The 22,905-nt window shown below is 55.9% G+C and carries 18 protein-coding genes; 8 read left to right on the top strand and 10 right to left on the bottom strand.

Translation table 11 applies throughout. The features are described from left to right. Positions 1–16: 16 nt before the first annotated feature. From J0A66_RS17165 to J0A66_RS17210, 10 genes are all read right to left on the bottom strand, one after another. A complete protein-coding gene (locus tag J0A66_RS17165) occupies positions 17–976 on the bottom strand; it encodes a D-cysteine desulfhydrase family protein (protein WP_206575078.1) in 960 nt (319 codons plus the stop codon). Then, positions 966–1,763: a type I methionyl aminopeptidase gene (gene map / locus J0A66_RS17170; RefSeq protein WP_206575079.1), complete on the bottom strand. Its 798-nt coding sequence runs from the start codon at positions 1,761–1,763 to the stop codon at positions 966–968. The genes J0A66_RS17165 and map overlap by 11 nt, the downstream gene beginning before the upstream one ends. Next, positions 1,763–2,308, bottom strand: a complete 546-nt coding sequence (locus J0A66_RS17175) for a mechanosensitive ion channel domain-containing protein (protein WP_241264269.1) — start codon at positions 2,306–2,308, stop codon at positions 1,763–1,765. Before J0A66_RS17175 ends, map begins: the two co-directional genes overlap by 1 nt. 24 nt (positions 2,309–2,332) lie before the next feature. Continuing rightward, a complete protein-coding gene (locus tag J0A66_RS17180) occupies positions 2,333–3,079 on the bottom strand; it encodes a TerC family protein (RefSeq protein WP_206575080.1) in 747 nt (248 codons plus the stop codon). Positions 3,080–3,156: 77 nt separating this feature from the next. Then, entirely contained in the window at positions 3,157–3,474 is a 318-nt protein-coding gene (locus J0A66_RS17185) for a YdbL family probable chaperone protein (protein WP_206575081.1), read from the bottom strand. Between the two features lie 27 nt (positions 3,475–3,501). Further along, positions 3,502–3,681, bottom strand: a complete 180-nt coding sequence (locus J0A66_RS17190; RefSeq protein WP_206575082.1) for a YnbE family lipoprotein — start codon at positions 3,679–3,681, stop codon at positions 3,502–3,504. Beyond that, on the bottom strand, positions 3,678–6,104 hold the full coding sequence (locus J0A66_RS17195) for an intermembrane phospholipid transport YdbH family protein (protein WP_206575083.1): 2,427 nt from the start codon (positions 6,102–6,104) through the stop codon (positions 3,678–3,680). Before J0A66_RS17195 ends, J0A66_RS17190 begins: the two co-directional genes overlap by 4 nt. 96 nt (positions 6,105–6,200) lie before the next feature. Next, complete coding sequence (locus J0A66_RS17200; protein WP_206575084.1) at positions 6,201–7,250, bottom strand: efflux RND transporter periplasmic adaptor subunit; 1,050 nt, start codon at positions 7,248–7,250, stop codon at positions 6,201–6,203. Then, positions 7,247–10,354, bottom strand: a complete 3,108-nt coding sequence (locus J0A66_RS17205) for an efflux RND transporter permease subunit (RefSeq protein WP_206575085.1) — start codon at positions 10,352–10,354, stop codon at positions 7,247–7,249. The genes J0A66_RS17200 and J0A66_RS17205 overlap by 4 nt, the downstream gene beginning before the upstream one ends. Before the next feature lie 477 nt (positions 10,355–10,831). Next, positions 10,832–12,112 carry a citrate synthase gene (locus J0A66_RS17210; protein WP_206575086.1) on the bottom strand — a complete coding sequence of 427 codons (1,281 nt, stop codon included), beginning with the start codon at positions 12,110–12,112 and terminating at the stop codon, positions 10,832–10,834. 660 nt (positions 12,113–12,772) lie between these two features. Between J0A66_RS17210 and sdhC the strand changes: the two genes are divergently transcribed. The 8 genes from sdhC (at position 12,773) to sucD (ending at position 22,867) form a co-directional block, all read left to right on the top strand. Then, on the top strand, positions 12,773–13,147 hold the full coding sequence (gene sdhC / locus J0A66_RS17215) for a succinate dehydrogenase, cytochrome b556 subunit (RefSeq protein WP_206575087.1): 375 nt from the start codon (positions 12,773–12,775) through the stop codon (positions 13,145–13,147). Next, positions 13,141–13,488, top strand: coding sequence for a succinate dehydrogenase, hydrophobic membrane anchor protein (gene sdhD, locus J0A66_RS17220; RefSeq protein ID WP_206575088.1), 348 nt, complete (start codon positions 13,141–13,143; stop codon positions 13,486–13,488). Before sdhC ends, sdhD begins: the two co-directional genes overlap by 7 nt. Continuing rightward, positions 13,489–15,261, top strand: coding sequence for a succinate dehydrogenase flavoprotein subunit (gene sdhA, locus J0A66_RS17225; RefSeq protein ID WP_206575089.1), 1,773 nt, complete (start codon positions 13,489–13,491; stop codon positions 15,259–15,261). A 16-nt stretch (positions 15,262–15,277) separates the two neighbouring features. Continuing rightward, positions 15,278–15,988: a succinate dehydrogenase iron-sulfur subunit gene (locus J0A66_RS17230; protein WP_206575090.1), complete on the top strand. Its 711-nt coding sequence runs from the start codon at positions 15,278–15,280 to the stop codon at positions 15,986–15,988. Between the two features lie 217 nt (positions 15,989–16,205). Beyond that, a complete protein-coding gene (locus J0A66_RS17235; protein ID WP_206575091.1) occupies positions 16,206–19,025 on the top strand; it encodes a 2-oxoglutarate dehydrogenase E1 component in 2,820 nt (939 codons plus the stop codon). Between the two features lie 9 nt (positions 19,026–19,034). Beyond that, positions 19,035–20,588, top strand: a complete 1,554-nt coding sequence (odhB, locus tag J0A66_RS17240; protein WP_206575092.1) for a 2-oxoglutarate dehydrogenase complex dihydrolipoyllysine-residue succinyltransferase — start codon at positions 19,035–19,037, stop codon at positions 20,586–20,588. 240 nt (positions 20,589–20,828) lie between these two features. Continuing rightward, positions 20,829–21,998, top strand: coding sequence for an ADP-forming succinate--CoA ligase subunit beta (gene sucC / locus J0A66_RS17245; RefSeq protein ID WP_206575093.1), 1,170 nt, complete (start codon positions 20,829–20,831; stop codon positions 21,996–21,998). Continuing rightward, positions 21,995–22,867 carry a succinate--CoA ligase subunit alpha gene (sucD, locus tag J0A66_RS17250; protein WP_206575094.1) on the top strand — a complete coding sequence of 291 codons (873 nt, stop codon included), beginning with the start codon at positions 21,995–21,997 and terminating at the stop codon, positions 22,865–22,867. Before sucC ends, sucD begins: the two co-directional genes overlap by 4 nt. Positions 22,868–22,905: the final 38 nt, after the last annotated feature.

The raw sequence follows: 22,905 nt of genomic DNA on the forward strand, positions 1-22,905 counted from the left end.
GTGGGGCAGCCCAGGGCTATAGCTTATCAGCGTAAGCAAACAGCGCCGGCGCCCCGCCTGTATGCCAGAACAGTACCTGATCATCCTTACTGAAATATCCCTTGCGCACCAGATCAATCAAGCCGGCCATGGCCCGGCCCGTATACACAGGGTCCAGCAAGATCCCTTCGGTTTTGGCCAACAGCTCAATGGCCTCCCGTTCGGGCTCGCCTATCACCGCATAACCGCCGCCCAGATAGTCGGCGTTAAGCAATACATGGCCGGCGTCGAAGGCCTCTACGCCCAATTCGTCTGCGGTCAGGTTAGCCAGCTCCAGCACAGTACCGGCAAAGCCCTGCGGCCCTTCGGTTTTATCGATGCGGATACCCAGTATCTGCGCGTCCATGCCCACCAGCCGGGTGCCGGCCAGGATCCCCGCATGGGTACCGCCGGAGGCCGAGGCAAAGACCATGTGGTCGAAGCGTTGCTCGGTTTGTTTGGCCAGCTCCAGCACAGCGTTGGCATATCCCAGGGCGCCGTGAAGATTGGAGCCGCCATACGGCACGACATAGGGCTTCTTGCCCTGCTGTTTAAGCCTGGCAGCCAGTTCGGGAATATCCTCCCCCTTGCGTTTTTCCCCGGCCCAGTGGATCTGGGCGCCCAGCAGCTTGTCCAGCAAGAGGTTGCCGTTGACCTCATCCGGCTCGTTGCCCCCCAGCACCAGGTGGCACTCCAGGCCCAGGCGCGCCGCCGCGGCCGCGGTCTGGCGGCAGTGATTGGACTGTATGGCGCCGGCACTGATAATACAATCGGCCCCCTGGGCCAGGGCATGATGGAGGATATATTCCAGTTTTCGGGTCTTGTTGCCGCCCAGGGCAAGCCCGGTCAGATCATCCCGCTTCACCCAGATTTGCGGGCCGCCCAGGACCTGGCTCAGACGCTTTAAAGGCTCCAGTGGGGTGGGCAGCACGCCCAGCGGCAGTCGGTTATCCAGCATTGAGCAATTCTCCTAACATGGGCGCTTCTTCGGCACGCAGGGTCAGTACCTCCACGCCGGTTTCGGTGACCGCCACCGTATGCTCCCACTGGGCGGACAGTTTCTTGTCGCGGGTAAACACCGTCCAGCCGTCCTTGCCGGTTTTGGTGCGATGATCCCCCTGGTTGATCATGGGCTCGATGGTAAAGGTCATACCCGGCGCCAGCTTCAGGCCCGCGCCAGGTTTGCCGTAATGCAGGACTTCCGGCGCCTCGTGCATCTGGGCCCCTATGCCGTGGCCGCAATAGTCCCGCACCACCGAATAACCGGCCTTCTCGGCCACATTCTGGATGGCATGGCCCACATCCCCTAGTGTGGCCCCGGGGCGAACCTGACGGATACCGGCCCACATAGCCTGATAGGTGGTTTGCACCAGCTTCCTGGCCAGGGGCTTGACCTCGCCAAGCATATACATCTTGCTGGAATCGGCCACATAGCCGTTTTTCTCCAGGGTGATATCCAGGTTGCAGATATCGCCGCTTCTGAGCTTCTGGGAGGCTTTGGGCATGCCATGACAGACTACCTCATTTACCGAGCAGTTCAGTACATAGGGGTAGTCGTACTGGCCAAGGCTTGCCGGGCGGGACTGCAGATCCTGGCGGATGAACTGCTCCACCTTGTCGTTGACTTCCATGGTGGTAACGCCCACCTGGACAAAGTCATCCAGCATGGCAAAGACCCGCGCCAGCAACTGCCCGGACTGGCGCATCAGCGCCAGTTGGTCAGCCGATTTGAGTATGATCTCCATCAGTCGGATTCCGGCTGTTCGGGTTTGGTCACCGGCTCCTGTTTGGGCACCGTATAGTCATTGGGCACCTTGATCACCGGGGTCTGCAGAATCAGGCTGTTGGGGTAGGTGATGAGCAGACCGTCGTCCTTGCGGATCAGTACGTGGAAGGTGCTGATCTCCTCGATATTGCCGAGCATTTCAAAGTCCTTGTTGATGATCAGGATCCGGTCGCCGACCCGGTAGGGAAAGTTGAAGAAGATCAGGATCCCGGCGGTAATATTACTCAGAATCGACCACTGGGCAACCAGCGCCACCCCCAGGATGGCGAAGGTGGACGACAGGAACACCATCAGGTTGCTGTAATCGATACCCAGTACCATCAGGCCCGCAAACAGGAACAACAGCAGATGCGCAGTGCCGATAAAGCGCTTGATAATAGCCTTGCGCTTGGGCGGCGCTTCCTTGGATTCCACCACCTTTTTGACAAACATCCGAATGCCCGCCTTGGTGACAGCGAACAAACCAATCAACAACAATAAAATCAGGATTTGTTTCTCTTGCATCGGAATTCAGTTCTTCTTCTGGTCTTAAGGTTTTATCGGCTTTTTCAACTGCACGGCCTGGGCGTCCTTTTTCTTGCGTATGCGGATATTGAGAAACTCCACCGCCACTGAAAACGCCATGGCAAAGTAAATATAACCTTTGGGTACGTGCACATCGAAGCCCTCGATGACCAGGGTAAAGCCCACCATGATCAAAAAGGACAGCGCCAGCATCTTGATGGTGGGATGGGCGTCGACAAAGTCGCCGATGGACTTGGCCGCCACCAGCATCACCACCACCGAGGCGACAATGGCAATCACCATAATGGACAGATGGGACACCAGCCCCACGGCGGTAATCACAGAATCCAGCGAGAACACCAGATCCAGCACGGCAATCTGCACCAGTACGGCACCGAAACCGGCCACTTTGCTGCTGCCGCCTGATTCTTCCTCGCCTTCGAGGCTGTTGTGGATCTCATGGGTCGATTTGGCCAACAGGAACAGACCGCCGAGAATCAGAATCACGTCCCGGCCGGAAATCTCCTCACCCAGAATGCTGAACCAGGGCTCCACCAGACCCATCACCCAGGTAATGGAGAACAGTAGCGCCAGACGGGTCAGCATGGCCAGGGCAATGCCCAGTTTGCGGGCTTTTTCCCTTTGTTCAGGTGGAAGGCGGCCCACCAGGATGGAAATAAAGATGATGTTGTCGATGCCCAGCACAATTTCCAGGGCCATCAGGGTGCCCAGGGCAATCCAGGCTTCGGGACTGGCTATCCATTCGAACATGTTAAATACCTACGGGAAATAGTGAGAGCCAGTATAACTGGCTCTGTTTATTAAATATATGAATCAACGGCTTAAGGTTATTTTTTAACCCAGTCACCGTTTAGCAGCACATAGTGTCCCGGCTGGGTTTTTTCCACCGCTTTCTTGCCCGCCAGCGCTTCCACCTGGGCCAGGGTGATATTGTTCTGTTTGGCCAGTTGCTGGTATTTTTCCCGGCGTTTGTCATTCACATCCCTGACCAGCGCTGTCACCTCCGGGGCGGCCTGGACAATGCCCAGATAACCGTCGGTCTGCTCACCCACATAGCCCTTGTCCTTGGCTTCATCCAGTTCAATGGCGCTGGCGACGCTTGAAACCAGCAACATTAGCGTGGCGATAAATAGTTTGATTTTCATGGAGTCTCTCCTTAAAACGGATGCCGGTTAAAACAGTTCGCTGTCTTCGCTGAACAATTCTTCGAGTTCCTTATCCACCTTGACGCGGATTTCATGATCCACCTTAACGTTCAGATTGATGGTGATGGGCTCCTTACTCTCCACCTGGACCTTATGGGTGCAGGCTGCGAGTAATAGGCAGGCCAGTGTCGTAACAAGTATCTTCACCTGGTGTTCTCCTTTATGCTTTGTTCCACTTTCTGTTGCACTTCCTCGCCCAGGCGCAGCGCCCGCAGCAGGGTAAAAATATTCTCTTCATGGGTATAGTTGAAGTTCACATCCTGTTGTTTGTCGGGATTGCGGCCCTTAATGGCCATGTCCAGGGATAACCAGCCATCCGGTTGCAGGGAAACCCGGCTGTCCAGGCTGTTGATATTCAGATTCTTCAGCACCGACAGCATGGGCGCCAAATTGGGCTGGCTGGCCAGCAGGCTGTCAAAGGCCTGGCTGTCGGTGATCCGCAGCTTGCCCGGACCGGCATTGGTCAGACGCCCCTGTTTAATGGCCATTCCCTGCTTGTCCAGATGAATGGGCAGTACCGCATTGAGTTCGCCCTGTAACTGTATGCCGGATTGTTGCTGCAGGGACGCCAGTTTGTCGGCCTGTAAGCCTGTCATGGTCAGTTCCATTTGCTGGGGTTGATCATTCAGTGTTAACTGAGGCAGGGAAAACGTACCGCCTAATACTTTACCTTCAATATCAGTAAGCTCCAGTGTTTCCTCGCGACTTTGCAGTTGTGCATGAATGTCGGTCAGGGGGAGGCCGATATCCGCCTTGTTCAGAGTGACTCTAGTGGGCCTGAGCTGAAGCCGGCCTGAACTGAAGGTAAAATCCGGTGCCAGGGACAGATCCTCAAACTGGTAGTTCTGATAACTCAGATCGAGACGTTCTATACGGGCCTTGCCGCTAAGGCTGGCATCGCTGAACTGGTAATCCAGTTCTGCCTGCCAGCGACCGTCTGTCAGCTCCAGCCCGTCGAGCCGGCGGCTGGCCAGGCCCTGCAGTGCCGTTACCGGCTGATCCGGAATACTGACCGAAACATGCTGTGTCTCCTGATTTGCCTGTGCCTGGATCCCCGCTCCCAGGCTGATCTGATGAGTCAGCTTAGGTGTGATCTGTGGTGCTGTGATGATATTGCCCCGATGAGAAGCCTGTACGCTGCCCAGGTCAAACGCCTGGTAGCTGGCCGAGCCTATCTCCGAGCTGCCTTCCAGGCCCAGTTTCTGTTGCTGGTAGACCAGCCGGCTCTGGTGTTTGAGCTTGATCAACTGCAAGGACTGGCCGGTGATGTGCTGTGCAGTGAATTGCAGATCACCGATCCACTGCCGCATATCGCTGGATGTCACCACCAGTTTGCCGCTGAGGTTCTGAGCCTTGCCCGGCTCAGCGCTGATGTTCTCCAGGCTGGGATTCAGGGTGGCGTTAAGACCCGACTGGCTGTCCAGGGTAAACTGCAGCGGTACCTCCAGTTGGCTGAGGTTTAGCTGTGCGGTCTGCAGACGGGCCAGACTGAGTTTTGCCTGATCGGCGCTGATCCGCCAGGCCTGTTCGTTCCACAGCAAGCCCCCTTTACCCTGAGCCTGCCAGTCCTGATAGCTGGCCTGCAACTGGTATTGCCCGGTCAGTTTGCCGGTGAAGCTGACAAGCAAATCCTGCAGGTCGAGTGACATATCCAGGGGCTTTTCAGTGCGCACTTGTACCTCGCCCAGACGGGCTTCCTGGGTATTGAACACCACCGGCGCAGGCAGGGTAATGCTGAGCCGCTGTGGCTGATACCCGGCCATCGCTGGCCAGGGCAGGGGGCAGGCGGCCAGATCCAGTACCAGGGGTAACCCGGACAGATCCAGCTCACCGCCGAGATCCCTGAGCGACAGGCTCAGCGCTGCCCGGCCGGTGGCCTGAAGAGCGACAGTGCAGGGAGGGTCCCAACCGGGCAAAGGCAGCCCCAGCGGGCCGTTCAGGGCCAACTGATGGCTGGAGTTAAAAACCCCGCCATCGAAGTGCAACCGGCTGTCTATCCGGCTGTTGAGCAGGTCCTGTCCCAGGGCATCCGGCAACGACAGGTAAGCGGACAGATCGGCCAGCGACCAGCGCAAATCCGCACTGATGCTCTGCTGATTCAGTTCAAGGTTGGCCTGCCAGGGGCCCGACAGTGTCAGGTGGTGCTGGCTGTAGCCCAGCTCAAACTCAAGGGGCCGGCGCAGCCAGGGACTTTGAATGTGCAGGGACTTAACCCGGGTGTCGGGCAGGGGCGGTATCTGCCAGTCGACGGGCCCGGTGGTTTTTTCATCGGATTCGGTGAGGTGGTGTTGAACATTGACAGCGTCGATTTGCAACTGATTATCAAAAGGCTGCCACAGGGCCTGTCTGAGGTTTACCGAAAACTGCGGGGATTGCAGGCATAGCCTGTTGATCTTGATGTGCCGCCATGTGCCGAGTTCATAATCCAGACAGGTCAGACTGGCCTGATAAGGAGAAAGGAAAAATCCGCTCAACCAGATCGTCACAGGATGACGACCCCACCACAGCAGCAGGGTTAAAATACACAGCAGCGCCAGCAGGATCCCCGACCATTTTACCGCCTTCTTCATACACTCCCTGTCAGCCCGCTGTCGTTATGCAAAGCTTAACCTAAACTCATTGGCTTGCCAGTGGGCCAAGGATGGCGGCCACCGGCTTTTGTGCTCCTAGCTGTTGGTGATGGCGACCTCCTGGCCCTCCTGGAGGCGTTCGGCCCCGCGTACGGCCACCCGGTCACCGGGTTTGAGGTTACTTTGCTTGATGCTGACCCATTCCTGATGACCTTCGCCCACTATCACTGGCTCGCGATGGGCTTTGTTTTGCTCGTCGATGACCACCACATAAGTGCCGTCACGACGCAGAATCAAGGCGTCCCGGTGTACGGTCAGGGCCTGACTGGGCGGCTGAACCGGCAAACTGGCGGTAATCAGCTGGCCCGCCGTCCAATACTGGTTGATGTCTCTTGGCAGGCTGACCCGCAATTCAAAGGACTGGCTGCGCATATCGGCCGCCGGAATAATGGCTTTTACCTGAGCCTGTAATTGCTGCCCGGCGGATTTCAGCAGCACTTCCTTGCCTTGTTTGATAAAGGGCAGGTACTTGACCGGTACATAGAGCCGGGCTTCGAGGTTCTCTGTATCCAGCATGCTGGCAAGCAGTTCACCGCGGTTCACCTCGCCGCCTGCCTCGCGCAGTCGTTCGGTAACCACGCCATCGAAAGGCGCCAGCAGATGGGTGCGGCTCAGTTGGTCGTCAAGCTGCTGCAGTTTGACACGAGCGATTTCCATATCGGCCAGGGCCAGGTCGTACTGGGACTGGGTCTGATCCAACTGGAACGCCGAGGCGCTGTTGGTCTGGCGTAACTCCTTTAGTCTGGCCAGTTCACGCTGAAGGTACTTGACATTGATATCGGCCCGCTTGAGCTGCGCCTGCTGTTCGGCCTGTTGAAGCTTCAATGGCAACTGATCGAGCTTGGCCACCGCTTCGCCTTTTTGCAGGAAGGTGCCGGGTTCCGCCACCCAATCCAGACGACCGGCCACCCCGGCGGTGAGCTTGACATTATGCTGGCTGTAGATGCTGCCGACCAGATCCACCGTGGGGGTAAAGGCCGTCTGTTTCACAGACTCTACGGTAACCGGACTGGCTGGCGGCTCGGCAGCCCACAGTTGGCTGCTTATCATAAGGGCAGGGATCAGTAACAGGGATTGGGATTTCATGCTTGCTCCAAAGAGTCGGAAATTGTCAGGGATTCGGTTTGTCGGGTCTGTGCGGCCATTTCGCCTAATCGCAGCAGCGCCGGCAGCAGAACCAGGGTAAAGAGGGCGCTGATGGCCATACCGCCGACGATGACGGTGGCCAGGCCCCGGTAGATTTCTGAGCCGACCCCTGGCATCAGCATCAGCGGCAGCATGCCGAATAAACTGGTCAGGGTGCTCATATAAACGGGACGGGCGCGGATTCTGACGGCCTGGGCTACTGCGTCACAGGTCTGCATGCCTTCTTTTTGCGCACTACGGGTCTGATCCACCAGCAAAATGGCATTGTTGACTACCAGGCCCAACAGGATGATAAAGCCGATCATGGTCAGCAGATCCAGCGACTGGAAGGTAAACAGATTCAGCAACCACAAACTCAGCACACCCCCTGCCACCGCCATAGGCATCACTGTCAGCACCAACAGGCTGTCACGGGCTGATTTGAACAGAGCCGTCATCAGCAGGAACAGGATGAGGATGGCCAGGGCGAAATTGGCGCCCATCTCTGCGATGGCTTGCTTCATCCTGTTGGCATTGCCGCTGACCTGGACGCTGGCCTCAACCGGCAGGGCCTGACGGATGACCGGCAGAACGTTTTGTTCCAGGCTGGCCATGGCTTCTTCCAGGGACAGGTTTTCCGGCGGATTGAGGATCAGGCTGAGGGTACGCTTGCCGTTGACCCGGCGAAGCTGACTGGGTCCCACCGTACGGGTGACCTGGGCCAGTTCGCCCAGCGTCTGCAGGCCGGCAAGGGGGGTATAGACGGGCATGGCGCCGAGCTGATCGGGGTTTTGCCATTTTTCCGCCCTTAATATGACATTCATCCGGTCATTGCCGTCGAAGTACTCAGACACGAACAAGCCACCGGCCAGGGCCCGGACAATGCTGGCCACATCGCCCCGATCCATGCCCGCCTGGGTGATGCGTCTGTCATCGGGGATCAGGCGCAGTTCCGGCTCTGCCAGGGACAGACCCGGCACCGGCTGGGCGCTGACATCGGGCAGATGCTGGTTGATTGCGGTCAGGCCCTGCAGGGCAGCGGCCATCAGAGGATCGATGTCCGGCCCCTGGATATCGATGTTAATGCTGCGACCATTGCCACCGCCGGCCACGTTGATCATGGAGCCGCGGAACAGAAATACCTGGGTGTCGGGCAGTCCGCTGAGAACCTCGTTTCGCACCAGGTCCATCAGTTCGTCAACCCGGGTTGGATCGGCAGAGTAGACAAAGCCGCCACTGGCATTGGGACCGAAGGTGTAAAAGTTGTAGCTTCTCACGCCGGGCTCCCGGCTGCCGTCCATAAAGGGCGCCAGACGGGTCTTGATTCGTTCGGCCACTTCCTGTTCGATAAAGTCCACATTGCCACCCGGGGGCATATTGAAGGCGTAGTAAAAGCCGTCGATGGGGGCCCGTGGCATAAAGTCGGTCTTGGGCAAGAGCACCAGGCTGACCAGTACCGAGGCCCCGAGCAGTCCGCCAATCCATCCGAGGCGCTTTGACTGGCTGTCGGTCAGGCGCATGACCAGAGAAGTGAGTTTCTGCCAGTAGGCCGCCAGCGGGTCCTCATTGCCCTGGTGTTCAAGCAGATAACGGCTGGCCAGGGGCAATATGCTGATGGCGGCCACCATGGAGGCAACCACAGAAATGGACAGGGTCAGGGCCAGATCGGAAAACAACTGGCCTTCGATGCCTTCCATAAAGAGGATGGGTAGGAAGATGGCCACACTGGTGGCCGTGGAGGCGAACAGGGCGCCGGTGACCTGTGAAGCTCCTTTGAGCACGGCTTTCCTGCTGTCCAGGCCCTCACTTTTAAGCCTGACGATGTTTTCCTGCACTATGATGGCGGCATCCAGTACCAGTCCCACCGCAAAGGCGATACCGGCCAGGGAGATCACATTCAGTGAACGGTTAAGCAGCCCCAGCGCCAGGAAGGCCACCATAATGGAAAAAGGGATGGTCAGGGCGATAATCAGGGTGGCCCGCCAGCCGCGCAGGAACAGCCATAAAATGCCCAGCGCCAGCAATACTCCCAGGCCCAGGTTGCTCTTTACCAGATCCAGGGCGTTACGGATATGTAATGAGGAGTCAAAACTCAAATCGATTTGCAGGCCCTTCTCGGCCAACGGCCCGGTATTCAGCTCATTCAGGGCGACCTTGAGTTCGTCCAGCAGGGCCACAGAGTTAGCGCCGTTGGTGCGGTCTACCGTAATGTAGTAAGCCGGGGCCCCGTTACGCAGGGTAAAACCGAATCTGTCCACCAGGGTGTCTTCGATACGGGCGATATCACTTAAGTAAACAGGTCTGTCACCGCTGTAGGAGACGATCATATTGCCCATGTCCTGAACTTCGTACTGGCCGGCAAAACGCACCGTATACTGACGACGGCCCACATCGGCAAAGCCCCCTGACGCATCCGTGGCTCTGGCCACCGCACGACTGATGTCGCTGATGGGAATGCCGAAGGCAGCGGCTTTGTATGGGTCGAAGTTGATGCGCACTTCACGGGGGCGCTGGCTGTTCAGGTTGACCTGGGCGACACCCGGAATGCGGGCCAGACGCGGCTGTATCACATCTTCAATCACATCCTGGTACAAGGAGATATCACCGGCGTCGTTGTCATCGGTGGTTCGCACCAACAGGGATGCCGCCGACGCCACTCCGCCACCACCACCGCCGCCTGCAGTAATCACCGGGTCGAAGGCGTCCAACGGCAGGGGAGGCGCCTGATTAAGCCGATTGATGACATCCAGCATGGCGGCCTGCATATCGGTGCCCACTTCATAAGTCAGGGTGATATTGCCAAAGCCTCGCTGGATATTGGTGGTGGTTTCCAGCACCCCCGGAGTATTGCGCACTGCGTTTTCCAAGGGTTCGATGATGACGGCTTCCACTTCTTCGGGGGCGGCATTGCGCCATCCGGAGCCGATATTGATCTGTGGTTGCTCAATATCCGGGATCAACTGGATGGGCAGTTTGAACATGGCCAGCACGCCAAATACAAACAGCAGGGCCGTGATCACCAATACGGCGGCCGGGTTTTTTACACTGTTTCGGGTCAGGTTCATGGAATACTCGTTATGACTGTTATTACCTGAGGTGGTTGCGTGCAAGCGTAGTGATACGCTGTGAGGACGCCATAGCTTTGCGTTTATCGCGACGTTTTGCGCGGTGAAAAATGGGCCTGTTAACGGCTTGTTACACTTGGCAATAAAGGGTGCTGGCGCAGTTACAAATCCCCTTGGTTAAACCAGCAACGTGAAATGGCCAACTGATGTGACAATCATTGGACTGAACATCGCCGTTTACTGGCAGAGCATTAATACACGTCCCTGATGATCGTCCCCCAGCCCAGCCATCCGTGGCTGGTCGTGCAGCCAGGCGGCGTTTCACGCCTGATAAATCTGGCTTTACCCTGCGCCCACGGCATACGCCTGCCAGGGAGGGTGGAAGTGCAGAAAATTCAGGGAGACAATTTTCTGCCCCTTCATCCTGAACATAAAAAACGCCGCGAGGTGCGGCGTTTGTTTTCTGAAGCTAAAAAATTACTTTTTCAGCGGGGTGTATTTACGCTGATCCGGCCCTGTGTACAACTGACGGGGACGACCGATCTTCTGGCCCGGCTGGCTGAGCATCTCATGCCAGTGGGAGATCCAGCCCACGGTGCGGGCCAGGGCGAAGATACAGGTAAACATATTGGTTGGAATGCCAATGGCTTTAAGGATAATTCCAGAGTAGAAATCCACATTGGGGAACAACTTCTTCTCTTTGAAGTAAGGGTCGGACAGGGCAATGCGCTCCAGCTCCATGGCCACATCCAGCAACGGATCTTCGATGTTCAGCTCTTCCAGCACTTCATGGCAGCTCTCGCGCATCACAGTAGCGCGGGGATCGTAGTTTTTGTAGACCCGGTGACCAAAGCCCATCAGGCGGAACGGGTCGTTCTTGTCCTTGGCCCGTTCAATAAACTCCGGGATACGATCCACTGAGCCGATTTCCTCAAGCATGGTGAGGCAGGCTTCGTTGGCGCCTCCATGGGCAGGGCCCCACAGGGAAGCGACGCCGGCGGCGATACAGGCATAAGGGTTGGCGCCGGAAGAGCCGGCCAGACGCACGGTGCTGGTAGAGGCATTCTGTTCATGGTCTGCATGCAGGGTAAAGATGCGATCCATGGCGCGGATAACGGACTTGCTGGACTTGTAAGGCTCGGCCGGCACCGAGAACATCATATTGAGGAAGTTTTCGGCGAAGGTCAGATCATTGCGTGGATAAACAAAGGGCTGACCCACGTTGTACTTGTAACACATGGCCACCAGGGTGGGCATTTTGGCAATCAGGCGATAGGCGCTGCGCAGGCGCTGCTCGGGATCGGAAATATCCAGATCGTCATGGTAAAAGGACGACATGGCGCCAACGGTTCCGCACAGCATGGCCATGGGATGGGCATCGCGGCGGAATCCGCGGAAGAAATTGTTCACCTGGTCGTGGACCATGGTGTGACGGGTAATAGTGTTCTTGAACTGGGCATACTGGTCCGCATTTGGCGCTTCGCCATGGATCAGCATGTAACAAACTTCCAGATATTCGGCGTCTCGCGCCAGCTCTTCGATGGAGTAACCACGGTGCAGCAACACACCTTTTTCGCCATCAATGTAAGTGATAGCAGACTCGCAGGAACCAGTGGCCATGAAACCGGGATCGAAAGTGAAATAACCATTGGCGCCCAGCGCACGAACGTCAATCACGTCGTGGCCTGCCGTTCCGGATCGGATAGGAAGTTCGATTTCCTTATCGCCTACCTTCAAAATGGCCTTTTGATCTGCCATAAGATGCTCTCCTTCAGATTGCTTCTGTGGTGTTAATGGAACTTTTCCAGGCTACTACGAGCAAAGGCGATTGCCGGTTTAATGAGGGGAAAAGTTCACATAGGCGTTAAAAAGTGCCGCTATTTGTACTGATATTAGCTTGGCAAGTCAATTTTAATGCGATTTTGCCTGATATCTATTCAACTAAAGTTTAGTGGTCAGAATTGGCCTTGTGCCGCTAATCTTGACACCCGGTTCTACCCGGGGAATATCGGCCTGAGGGTGGTGATGCCGAACAGGAATAATAGTTTCGTCGCTGAGTTGCTGCAAGGGGATCTGACCCGTGCCTGCTTATCGGGGCCCACTGATCTGCACGGCCAATCCGGTCGTAGAGAAAAATGACCGCTTCATCCGCTGGAGGCTGTCCCAACCGGTATTTGTGCACTAATTAAACAATCGTCTGTCAGGGACTTGGGGTGTAACAAAAATTGTAATTGTGGCGCGCTCTGGATATACTTTGCGACGTTTAAGTAGCGGTGTTTGTAGCATTTTTTTAACAAATGGGACTGCGCCGGAAGATAAAAAACAATCTGCTTGAATCGTGAAACGGCTGATGGAGCGCAAGGCGAAATCAGCGACGATGAAAACTCAACCCTACAGGGGTCCAACGGGCAACAAATCGTGAAAAAACAAAGACCAGTAAATTTACAACTCAATACGATTAGTTTTCCTCCTGCTGCCATTTCCTCCATTTTGCATCGGGTTACCGGTGTCGCCCTGTTTTTTGCCCTGATTTTCGTGATCTGGGCCTGGGCGGTCTCTGTGTCCTCCGCTGAAGGTTTTGACATGGTGGTGGAGTGTATGAACGGCGTGCTGGGCAAGCTGATTGCCATAGGTACCGTTTCAGCATTTATTTATCATCTGCTCGGTGGCCTGCGTCACATGGTGATGGATATGGGGCATTGGGAAGAAATGCAATCCGGTAACAACAGCGCCAGGATCATTATCGGCCTGTGGATTGTGCTGACAGTATTGGTAGGAGTAGTCGTATGGTAATCAATCAGGCCAGCTTGAAACGTGACGGCGTGCAGGATTGGGTATCCCTGCGCGCGACAGCCGTTATCATCACCTTTTTCAGCCTCTATATGGTGTGGTTCTTTGTTTCGACTCCGCAAGTGACCTTCGAAATCTGGCAGGGGCTGTTTTCCGCCCTGTGGATGAAGGTGTTCACTTTCGCAACGCTGGTTTGCATCATGATCCACGTCCGTATCGGCTTGTGGCAGGTGCTGAGCGACTATGTGAAAAACGCCAGACTGCGTGTCTTGTTGCAGTACCTGATGAATCTCCTGGCCTTCGCCTATGTCCTGGTGGGCCTGTTCGTATTGTGGGGTGTGTAAGTGAAAGTACCAGTACATGAATTTGATGCCGTAGTGATCGGCGCCGGCGGTGCCGGCATGCGCGCCGCCCTGCAGATTTCCCAATCCGGTAAATCCTGCGCTTTGTTATCCAAGGTTTTCCCGACCCGCTCCCATACGGTTTCCGCCCAGGGCGGTATTACCGTGGCATTGGGCAATGCCCATGACGACAACTGGGAATGGCATATGTACGACACCGTCAAAGGTTCCGATTACATCGGTGACCAGGACGCTATTGAATATATGTGCAAGACGGGCCCCGAAGCCATTATCGAGCTGGAAAACATGGGCCTGCCTTTCTCCCGTTTCGAGAATGGCCGGGTCTATCAGCGCCCGTTTGGCGGGCAGTCGAAGAATTTCGGTGGTGAGCAGGCGGCGCGGACCGCTGCAGCCGCGGACCGCACAGGTCACGCCCTGTTGCACCTGCTGTACCAGCAGAACGTCAAGAACAAGACCCGGGTGTTCAGCGAATGGTATGCCCTGGATCTGGTCAAAAACCAGGACGGCGATGTGGTGGGCTGTACGGCCATCGATATTGAAACCGGTCAGGTAGTGTATTTCAAGTCCAAGGCCGTGGTCCTGGCAACTGGTGGGGCGGGACGTATCTATGCCTCCACCACGAATGCCTTTATCAACACCGGCGACGGTGTAGGCATGGCCCTGCGTGCCGGCGTGCCGGTGCAGGATATGGAAATGTGGCAGTTCCACCCAACCGGTATTGCCGGCGCCGGCGTACTGGTGACCGAAGGCTGCCGGGGTGAGGGCGGTTATCTGCTGAATAAGGACGGTGAACGCTTTATGGAGCGTTACGCGCCCAATGCCAAAGATTTGGCCGGTCGGGATGTGGTTGCCCGTTCCATGATGACCGAAATCCGGGAAGGCCGGGGTTGTGAAGGTCCCTGGGGAACCCATATCAAGCTTAAACTGGATCATCTGGGTAAGGAAGTGCTGGAGTCCCGTCTGCCGGGCATCTGTGAACTGTCCCGTACCTTTGCCCACGTGGATCCGGTCAAGGAACCTATCCCTGTTATCCCCACCTGTCACTATATGATGGGCGGTATTCCCACTAACGTGGATGGCCAGGCTATCGGTATCGATGAAAATGGCAAAGAAACGCTGATCAATGGTTTGTTCGCCTGCGGCGAGATTGCCTGTGTGTCCGTGCACGGCGCTAACCGCCTGGGGGGCAACTCCCTGCTGGACCTGGTAGTGTTCGGTCGTGCTACCGGTCTGCATCTGGGTGAGGCCCTGGACAAGATTGGCGAGCAGCGCGATGCATCCGAGTCTGATCTGGAAGCGGCCCTTTCCCGTTTCAACCGCTGGGAAAGTTCCGAGGCCGGCAAGGGCGAAGATCCGGTACAGATCCGCAAAGACATGCAAAAGTGCATGCAGCTTAATTTCTCGGTATTCCGTGAAGGGGACGCCATGGCCGACGGCCTCAAAGAGCTGAAGGAAATTCGCGAACGTCTGCAACATGCCCGTCTGGACGACAAGAGCGGGGATTTCAATACCCAGCGTATAGAGTGTCTGGAGCTGGACAACCTGATGGAAACGGCTTATGCCACCGCGGTAGCGGCCAATTTCCGCACCGAGAGTCGCGGTGCCCACAGTCGCTTCGACTATCCTGATCGTGATGATGATAACTGGCTGTGCCATAGCATCTATCGTCCCCAGTCCGAGTCCATGACCAAGCGTGAAGTGAATATGTCGCCCAGACTGCGCGAAGCCTTCCCGCCCAAGGCCAGGACTTACTAAGAGGAGCATGAAGTAGATGAAATTGAATTTTTCAATTTATCGTTACAACCCTGATGTCGACAATGCACCTCGGATGCAGGACTATCAACTGGAAGTGGAAGAAGGCCGCGACATGATGGTGCTGGACGCCCTGATCCAGTTGAAGGAACAGGATTCCACCCTGGTATTCCGTCGCTCATGCCGTGAAGGGGTCTGCGGATCAGACGGCCTGAACATGAACGGTAAGAACGGTCTGGCCTGTATTACACCGGTTTCGGCACTGGGTAAGGGTAAAATCGTGATTCGTCCGTTGCCTGGATTGCCGGTAGTGCGCGATCTGGTGGTGGATATGTCGCAGTTTTATACCCAGTACGAAAAGATCAAGCCATACCTGATCAATGACGACAAGCAGCCTCCGGCCCGTGAATATCTGCAGAGCCCTGAGGAGCGCGAAAAGCTTGATGGGCTTTACGAGTGTATCCTCTGCGCCTGTTGCTCGACAGCTTGCCCGTCATTCTGGTGGAATCCTGACAAGTTCATCGGCCCGGCCGGTCTGCTGCATGCCTACCGTTTCCTGGCCGACAGCCGGGATACGGCAACAGAGCAGCGGTTGAGTGAGCTGGACGATGCGTTCAGTGTATTCCGCTGCCATGGCATCATGAACTGTGTCAGCGTCTGTCCGAAAGGATTGAATCCGACCAAGGCCATTGGTCAGATCAAATCCATGCTGCTGCAACGGGCTGTTTAGTTACACTCTTGAGCCCCCATGGGATAAAGAGTCATTGATATAGCTAAATAGCCATCCACCGGGGATGGCTATTTTTGTATTGTCCGGACCGGACAACAGAGTAAAGGCGCGGTGCGACACCTTGTGTCAGGACCGGGACGGGCGGATGCCGGGGTTGTATGAAACAGCCATCGGCCTTGTTATTTTTAATTCCTGTCATTTTGATAAAGGGACAAAAATGCTAGAAAGCGTGATGAAAGCATGGTGGGAGTCGTCCCACATGGCTGGTGGTAACGCTGCTTATGTAGAGGAACTCTACGAAGCATATCTCGACGACCCGCAAAGCGTGTCGCAGGAGTGGCGCACGATTTTCGATCAGTTGCCCAAAGTCAACGGTGTCGAGCTGGAAACCAATCACAGCCAGATCCGTGATCAGTTCAGGACCATGGCCAAACTCGGTCCCATGAGCCGGGTCGCCACTGCCGTGTCAGGTGCCAGTGGCGGTGACGAGAAGCAGGTCAAGGTGCTGCAGCTAATCAACGCCTTTCGGTTCCGGGGCCATCAGCACGCTAATCTCGACCCGTTGGGCCTGTGGAAGCAGGAGCGGGTCAGGGATCTGGAACTGTCTCATCACGAACTGTCTGAAGCAGATTTTGACCGCGCATTCAATGTCGGTTCCTATGCCATCGGCAAAGACAGCATGCCCCTGGGCGAGCTGTTTAAATCACTGAATCGTACCTATTGCGGCTCGGTGGGCGCAGAGTACATGCATATCACCAACACCGAACAGAAGCGCTGGATACAGCAGCGTTTTGAATCGGTTCAGGCCAAGCCGGAGTTTGATCGCGACACCAAAGTCGGCATTCTCAAAGGCCTGGTGGCGGCAGACGGCATGGAAAAATACCTGGGATCCAAGTTCCCGGGCGCCAAGCGTTTCTCCCTGGAAGGTGGCGACGCGTTGATCCCAATGCTGAAGAACCTGATTACCCATGCCGGCACCAATGGCGCCAAGGAAGTAGTGGTCGGAATGGCTCACCGGGGCCGTCTGAACGTACTGGTCAATGTTCTGGGTAAGAACCCGTCGGTATTGTTTGACGAGTTTGCCGGCAAGCATGATGAGTCGCTGGGGGCCGGTGATGTGAAGTATCACGCCGGGTATTCGTCTGATTACGCCACACCCGGCGGCAACGTGCATCTGGCGCTGGCGTTCAACCCCTCACACCTGGAGATCGTCAATCCGGTGGTGATGGGCTCGGTTCGCGCCCGCCTGGATCGTCGTGGTTGTTCAGATGGTTCTACCGTCGTACCTATCACCATCCACGGTGACGCCGCCATCGCCGGTCAGGGGGTGGTGCAGGAAACCTTCAACATGTCGCAGACCCGTGCCTTTGCAGTGGGCGGTACGGTGCGCATCGTCATTAATAACCAGGTGGGCTTTACCACCTCCAAGCGTGAAGATACTCGTTCGACCCAGTACTGTACCGATATCGCCAAGATGGTGCAGGCGCCGATTTTCCATGTGAATGCGGATGATCCCGAAGCGGTGATTTTCGTGACCCAACTGGCGCTGGATTATCGCAATACCTTCAAACGTGACGTGGTAATCGATCTGGTTTGTTACCGTCGTCACGGCCACAACGAGGCTGACGAGCCCAATGCCACCCAGCCGCTGATGTACCAGAAGATCAAGAAGCACCCGGTCCCCCGCGAGATCTATGCGGACCAGTTGCTGGCCGAAGGTATCATCGACAAGCACGAAGTGGAAAAAATGGTCAGCGACTACCGTGCGGCGCTGGATCACGGCGCCTGCGTGGTCGAGGAATGGCGTCCCATGACCGAGCATTCGGTGGACTGGTCGCCTTATCTGGGCCATGACTGGGATGTGATTTACGACGGCGCCATCACTATCGATAAACTGCGTGAACTGGGCGAGAAAATCTTCTCCTATCCTGAGTCGGTTAAACTGAACTCCCGCGTTAACAAGGTTTATGAAGACAGGAAAGCCATGATTGCCGGTGAAAAGCCGCTGGATTGGGGCTGCGCTGAGATGCTCGCCTATGCCAGCATTGTCGATCTTGGCAAGCGCATCCGCATGACCGGGCAGGACTCGGGTCGTGGCACCTTCTTCCATCGCCATGCGGTACTGCACAATCAGAAGGACGGTTCCACCTATATGCCTTTGCAGCACGTACGTGAAGGGCAGGGACCGATGGAGATTTACGACTCTGTCTTATCTGAAGAAGCCGTGATGGCTTTTGAGTACGGCTATTCCACCGCAGAGCCCGGTTGCCTGACCATTTGGGAAGCCCAGTTTGGTGATTTTGCCAACGGCGCCCAGGTGGTGATTGATCAGTTCCTCAGCTCTGGTGAGGCCAAGTGGGGACGCCTTTGTGGTCTGACCTTGCTGTTACCCCATGGTTACGAGGGGCAGGGACCCGAGCACAGCTCGGCACGCCTTGAGCGTTTCCTGCAAATGTGCGCCGATCACAACTGGCAGGTTTGCGTGCCCTCCACGCCTGCCCAGGTATTTAATATGATTCGCCGTCAGATGGTACGCCCCATGCGTCGTCCATTGATTGTGATGTCGCCCAAATCCCTGTTGCGTCACGCCATGGCCACTTCCAGTCTGGAAGAGTTGGCCGAAGGCGTATTCAAGAGTGTGATTGGTGAAGTTGATGAGATTAATCCGACCAAGGTCAAACGTGTCGTTATGTGCTCGGGTAAGGTCTACTATGATCTGCTCGACCAGCGTCGTAAGAATGAACAGGACGATGTGGCGATTATCCGTATCGAGCAACTCTATCCTTTCCCGCATGCAGAGATTGCCGAGGTACTGGAAGCCTATAAGCATGTACAGGATTGGGTATGGTGTCAGGAAGAGCCACAAAACCAGGGCGCCTGGTATTGCAGCCAGCACCATTTCTGGAGTGCCATTCCGGATGGGGCCAGGCTGACCTATGCGGGACGTTCCGCATCCGCTTCACCGGCCGTAGGCTATGTTTCCATTCACAACCAGCAACAGAAAGCGTTGGTTGATGATGCATTATCGATTAAATAAGGGACCACTATGAGCATTGAAATTAAAGTTCCGGTACTGCCAGAATCCGTAGCGGATGCCACCATCGCAACATGGCACGTCAAGCCAGGTGACAAGGTCTCCCGTGACCAGAATCTGGTGGATATCGAGACAGACAAAGTCGTACTCGAAGTGGTGGCACCCGCCGATGGCGTACTGGCCGAAATCCTTGAGGACGAAGGCGCGACGGTCAATGCCGAGCAGATTATCGGTAAGCTGGACGAGGCCGGTAAGTCCGGTTCGTCAGAAAAAGGTGACGGCAAAGGTAATGGAAAGTCGAACGGAAATTCTAACGACGAGTCTGGTAAGGCTCAGCAAAAACAACAATCCTCCAGTGATAATGGCAAAGGTGAATCAGTGGAAATAAAAGTACCCGTTCTGCCGGAGTCCGTGGCCGATGCCACTATTGCGACCTGGCATGTTAAGCCTGGGGAAGCGGTCTCTCGAGACCAGAACCTGGTTGATATTGAAACCGATAAAGTGGTTTTGGAAGTAGTGGCGCCGGCCGATGGCTCCATCAGCGAAATTCTGGCCGAGGAAGGCGATACGGTCACGGCTGAGCAGGTAATTGCGAATTTCACTTCCGGCAAGGGCGGCAGCAAACCAGACAGCAGCAAGTCGGAAGAAAAATCCGATGACAAAGAAAGCAGCGATGCCCTGAGTCCGTCCGTGCGACGTTTGCTGGCCGAAAAAGGAGTCGATGCCTCCAAGATTAAAGGCACCGGCAAGGGCGGCCGTATCACCAAGGAAGATGTGGAGAAGCATCTGAAGTCCGACGATAAGCAGGGCAAAGCCGAATCCAAGACGGAACAGGCGGCTTCCGGTGCCGCAACAGGCATGGCGGATCGCACCGAGAAACGCGTGCCCATGACCCGTCTGCGTAAGACCATCGCCAATCGCCTGCTGGAAGCGAAAAATTCCACGGCCATGCTGACCACCTTTAATGAGGTCAACATGAAGCCCATCATGGATCTGCGTAAGCAGTACCAGGATATCTTCGAGAAGCGCCACGGCATCCGTCTGGGCTTTATGTCTTTCTACGTCAAAGCCGTCACCGAAGCCCTGAAGCGCTTCCCTGAAGTCAATGCGTCCATCGATGGCGATGATATCTGTTATCACAATTATTTTGATGTCAGCATTGCCGTGTCCACCCCAAGGGGGCTGGTGACGCCGGTATTGCGTGATTGCGATCAACTGGGGCTGGCCGATATCGAAAAGGGTATCAAGGATCTGGCCATTAAGGGGCGTGACGGCAAGTTGTCCATGGCCGATCTGCAGGGCGGCAACTTCACCATTACCAACGGTGGTGTATTCGGCTCCCTGATGTCCACTCCTATTATCAACCCGCCGCAAAGCGCCATTCTGGGTATGCACAAGATTCAGGATCGGCCCATGGCGGTGGACGGCAAGGTGGAAATCCTGCCGATGATGTACCTGGCCCTGTCCTATGATCACCGTATTGTCGACGGCAAGGAGTCCGTGGGCTTCCTGGTGACCATCAAGGAACTGCTGGAAGACCCGACTCGCCTGATTCTGGACGTATAAACGACAATCAGGAGGAAGCGTAGGGGTAAGCAGGAATCATTTCTCACCCCTTGCGCTTCAGACGCTCAGGTTGAGCCAAGGAGACGAGGTTCAGTCTGAAGAGGCCATCCCCGGGTTGATTATGCAAGGGGGGCCTCAAATGCCTCCGGCAAGCTGATTGCCGGATAAGCTGCCGGGACCTGGTTCCGGTAATTCATACTGCAAAAGCAGTTTTTTCTCAGAAAAAACGGAAAGAACACCATGAACTTGCATGAATATCAGGGCAAACAGCTCTTTGCCGAATATGGCTTACCTGTTTCCGAAGGGTATGCTGCCGACACCCCTCAGGCAGCAGTCGAAGCCGCCGAGCGCATCGGTGGCAAAGAATGGGTCGTCAAGTGTCAGGTGCACGCCGGCGGCCGCGGCAAGGCCGGTGGTGTAAAGCTGGTCAAGACTAAAGACGAAATCCGCCAGTTTGCCCAGCACTGGCTGGGTAAAAACCTGGTGACCTACCAGACTGACGAGCATGGTCAGCCGGTCAACAAAATACTGGTCGAATCCTGTACCGATATCGATAAAGAGCTGTATCTGGGTGCAGTGGTTGACCGTGCCACCCGCCGTATCGTTTTCATGGCCTCTACCGAGGGCGGCGTGGAAATCGAGAAAGTGGCAGAAGAAACCCCGGAGAAGATCCTCAAGGCCGCCATCGATCCACTGGTCGGCGCTCAGCCTTTCCAGGCACGTCAGATTGCCTTTAAACTGGGCCTGGAAGGGGTACAGATTAAGCAATTCACCAATATCTTCCTGGGTCTGGCCAAGATGTTCGAAGAGCTGGATGTGGCCCTCATTGAGATTAACCCGCTGGTAATCAAGTCTGACGGCAATCTGCATTGTCTGGATGCCAAGGTCGTTATCGACAGCAACGCCATGTACCGTCAGCCCAAGCTGCGCGACATGCACGATCCTTCCCAGGAAGACGCCCGTGAGTCTCAGGCTGCCAAGTGGGAACTGAACTACGTGGCCCTGGACGGCAACATCGGCTGTATGGTTAACGGCGCAGGCCTTGCCATGGGCACCATGGATATCGTTAAGCTGAACGGCGGCGCGCCGGCCAACTTCCTGGATGTGGGCGGCGGTGCAACCAAAGAGCGCGTGACCGAAGCCTTTAAAATCATCCTGTCTGACTCCAACGTCCAGGCGGTACTGGTTAACATTTTCGGCGGTATCGTACGTTGCGACATGATTGCCGAAGGAATCATCGGCGCCGTGGAAGAGGTGGGTGTCAACGTGCCTGTGGTGGTGCGCCTGGAAGGCAACAATGCCGAGCTGGGTGCCAAGAAACTGGAAGAATGTGAACTGAACATTATCGCTGCAGCCAGCCTGACTGACGCAGCGCAGAAAGTGGTTGCCGCAGCCGGAGGTGCAAAATGAGCGTTTTGATCAATAAAGACACTAAGGTCATCTGCCAGGGCTTCACCGGTGGCCAGGGCACCTTCCATTCCGAACAGGCCATTGCTTATGGAACGCAAATGGTTGGCGGTGTCACGCCAGGCAAAGGCGGCACCAGCCATCTGGGTCTGCCGGTATTCGATACCGTTAAAGAGGCAGTGGAAGCCACAGGTGCCACAGCCTCTGTCATCTATGTGCCTGCGCCATTCTGTAAGGACTCCATCATCGAAGCGGCCGATGCCGGTATCGAATTGATCGTTTGTATTACCGAAGGCATCCCGACTATCGACATGCTTTATGTCAAAGAGTACGTGGATCAGAAAGGTGTGCGCATGATTGGTCCCAACTGCCCGGGCGTCATCACCCCCGGAGAGTGCAAGATCGGTATTATGCCTGGCCATATCCACAAGCCGGGTAAAGTGGGCATTGTGTCCCGTTCCGGCACCCTGACCTACGAAGCGGTCAAGCAGACCACTGACGAGGGCTTCGGTCAGTCAACCTGCGTGGGTATCGGTGGCGATCCTATTCCGGGCTCCAACTTTATCGATATCCTGGCCCTGTTCGAGAAAGATCCGAAAACCGAAGCCATCGTCATGATCGGTGAGATTGGCGGGACAGCCGAAGAAGAAGCGGCGGCGTACATCAAGGATCATGTCACCAAGCCCGTCGTGTCTTACATTGCCGGTGTAACTGCCCCTCCGGGTAAGCGTATGGGCCATGCAGGCGCCATTATCTCCGGCGGTAAAGGCACTGCCGATGAGAAGTTCAAGGCGTTGCAGGACGCGGGTGTCACCACCGTGCGTTCCCTGGCTGAAATAGGCAAGGCGCTGCGCGAGCGTACCGGCTGGTAAGATTATTGGTATGTAATTAAGAGGGCCGCTCATGGAGC

Origin of the sequence: Bowmanella dokdonensis, from assembly GCF_017254865.1 — a bacterium.
Taxonomy (GTDB): domain Bacteria; phylum Pseudomonadota; class Gammaproteobacteria; order Enterobacterales; family Alteromonadaceae; genus Bowmanella; species Bowmanella dokdonensis.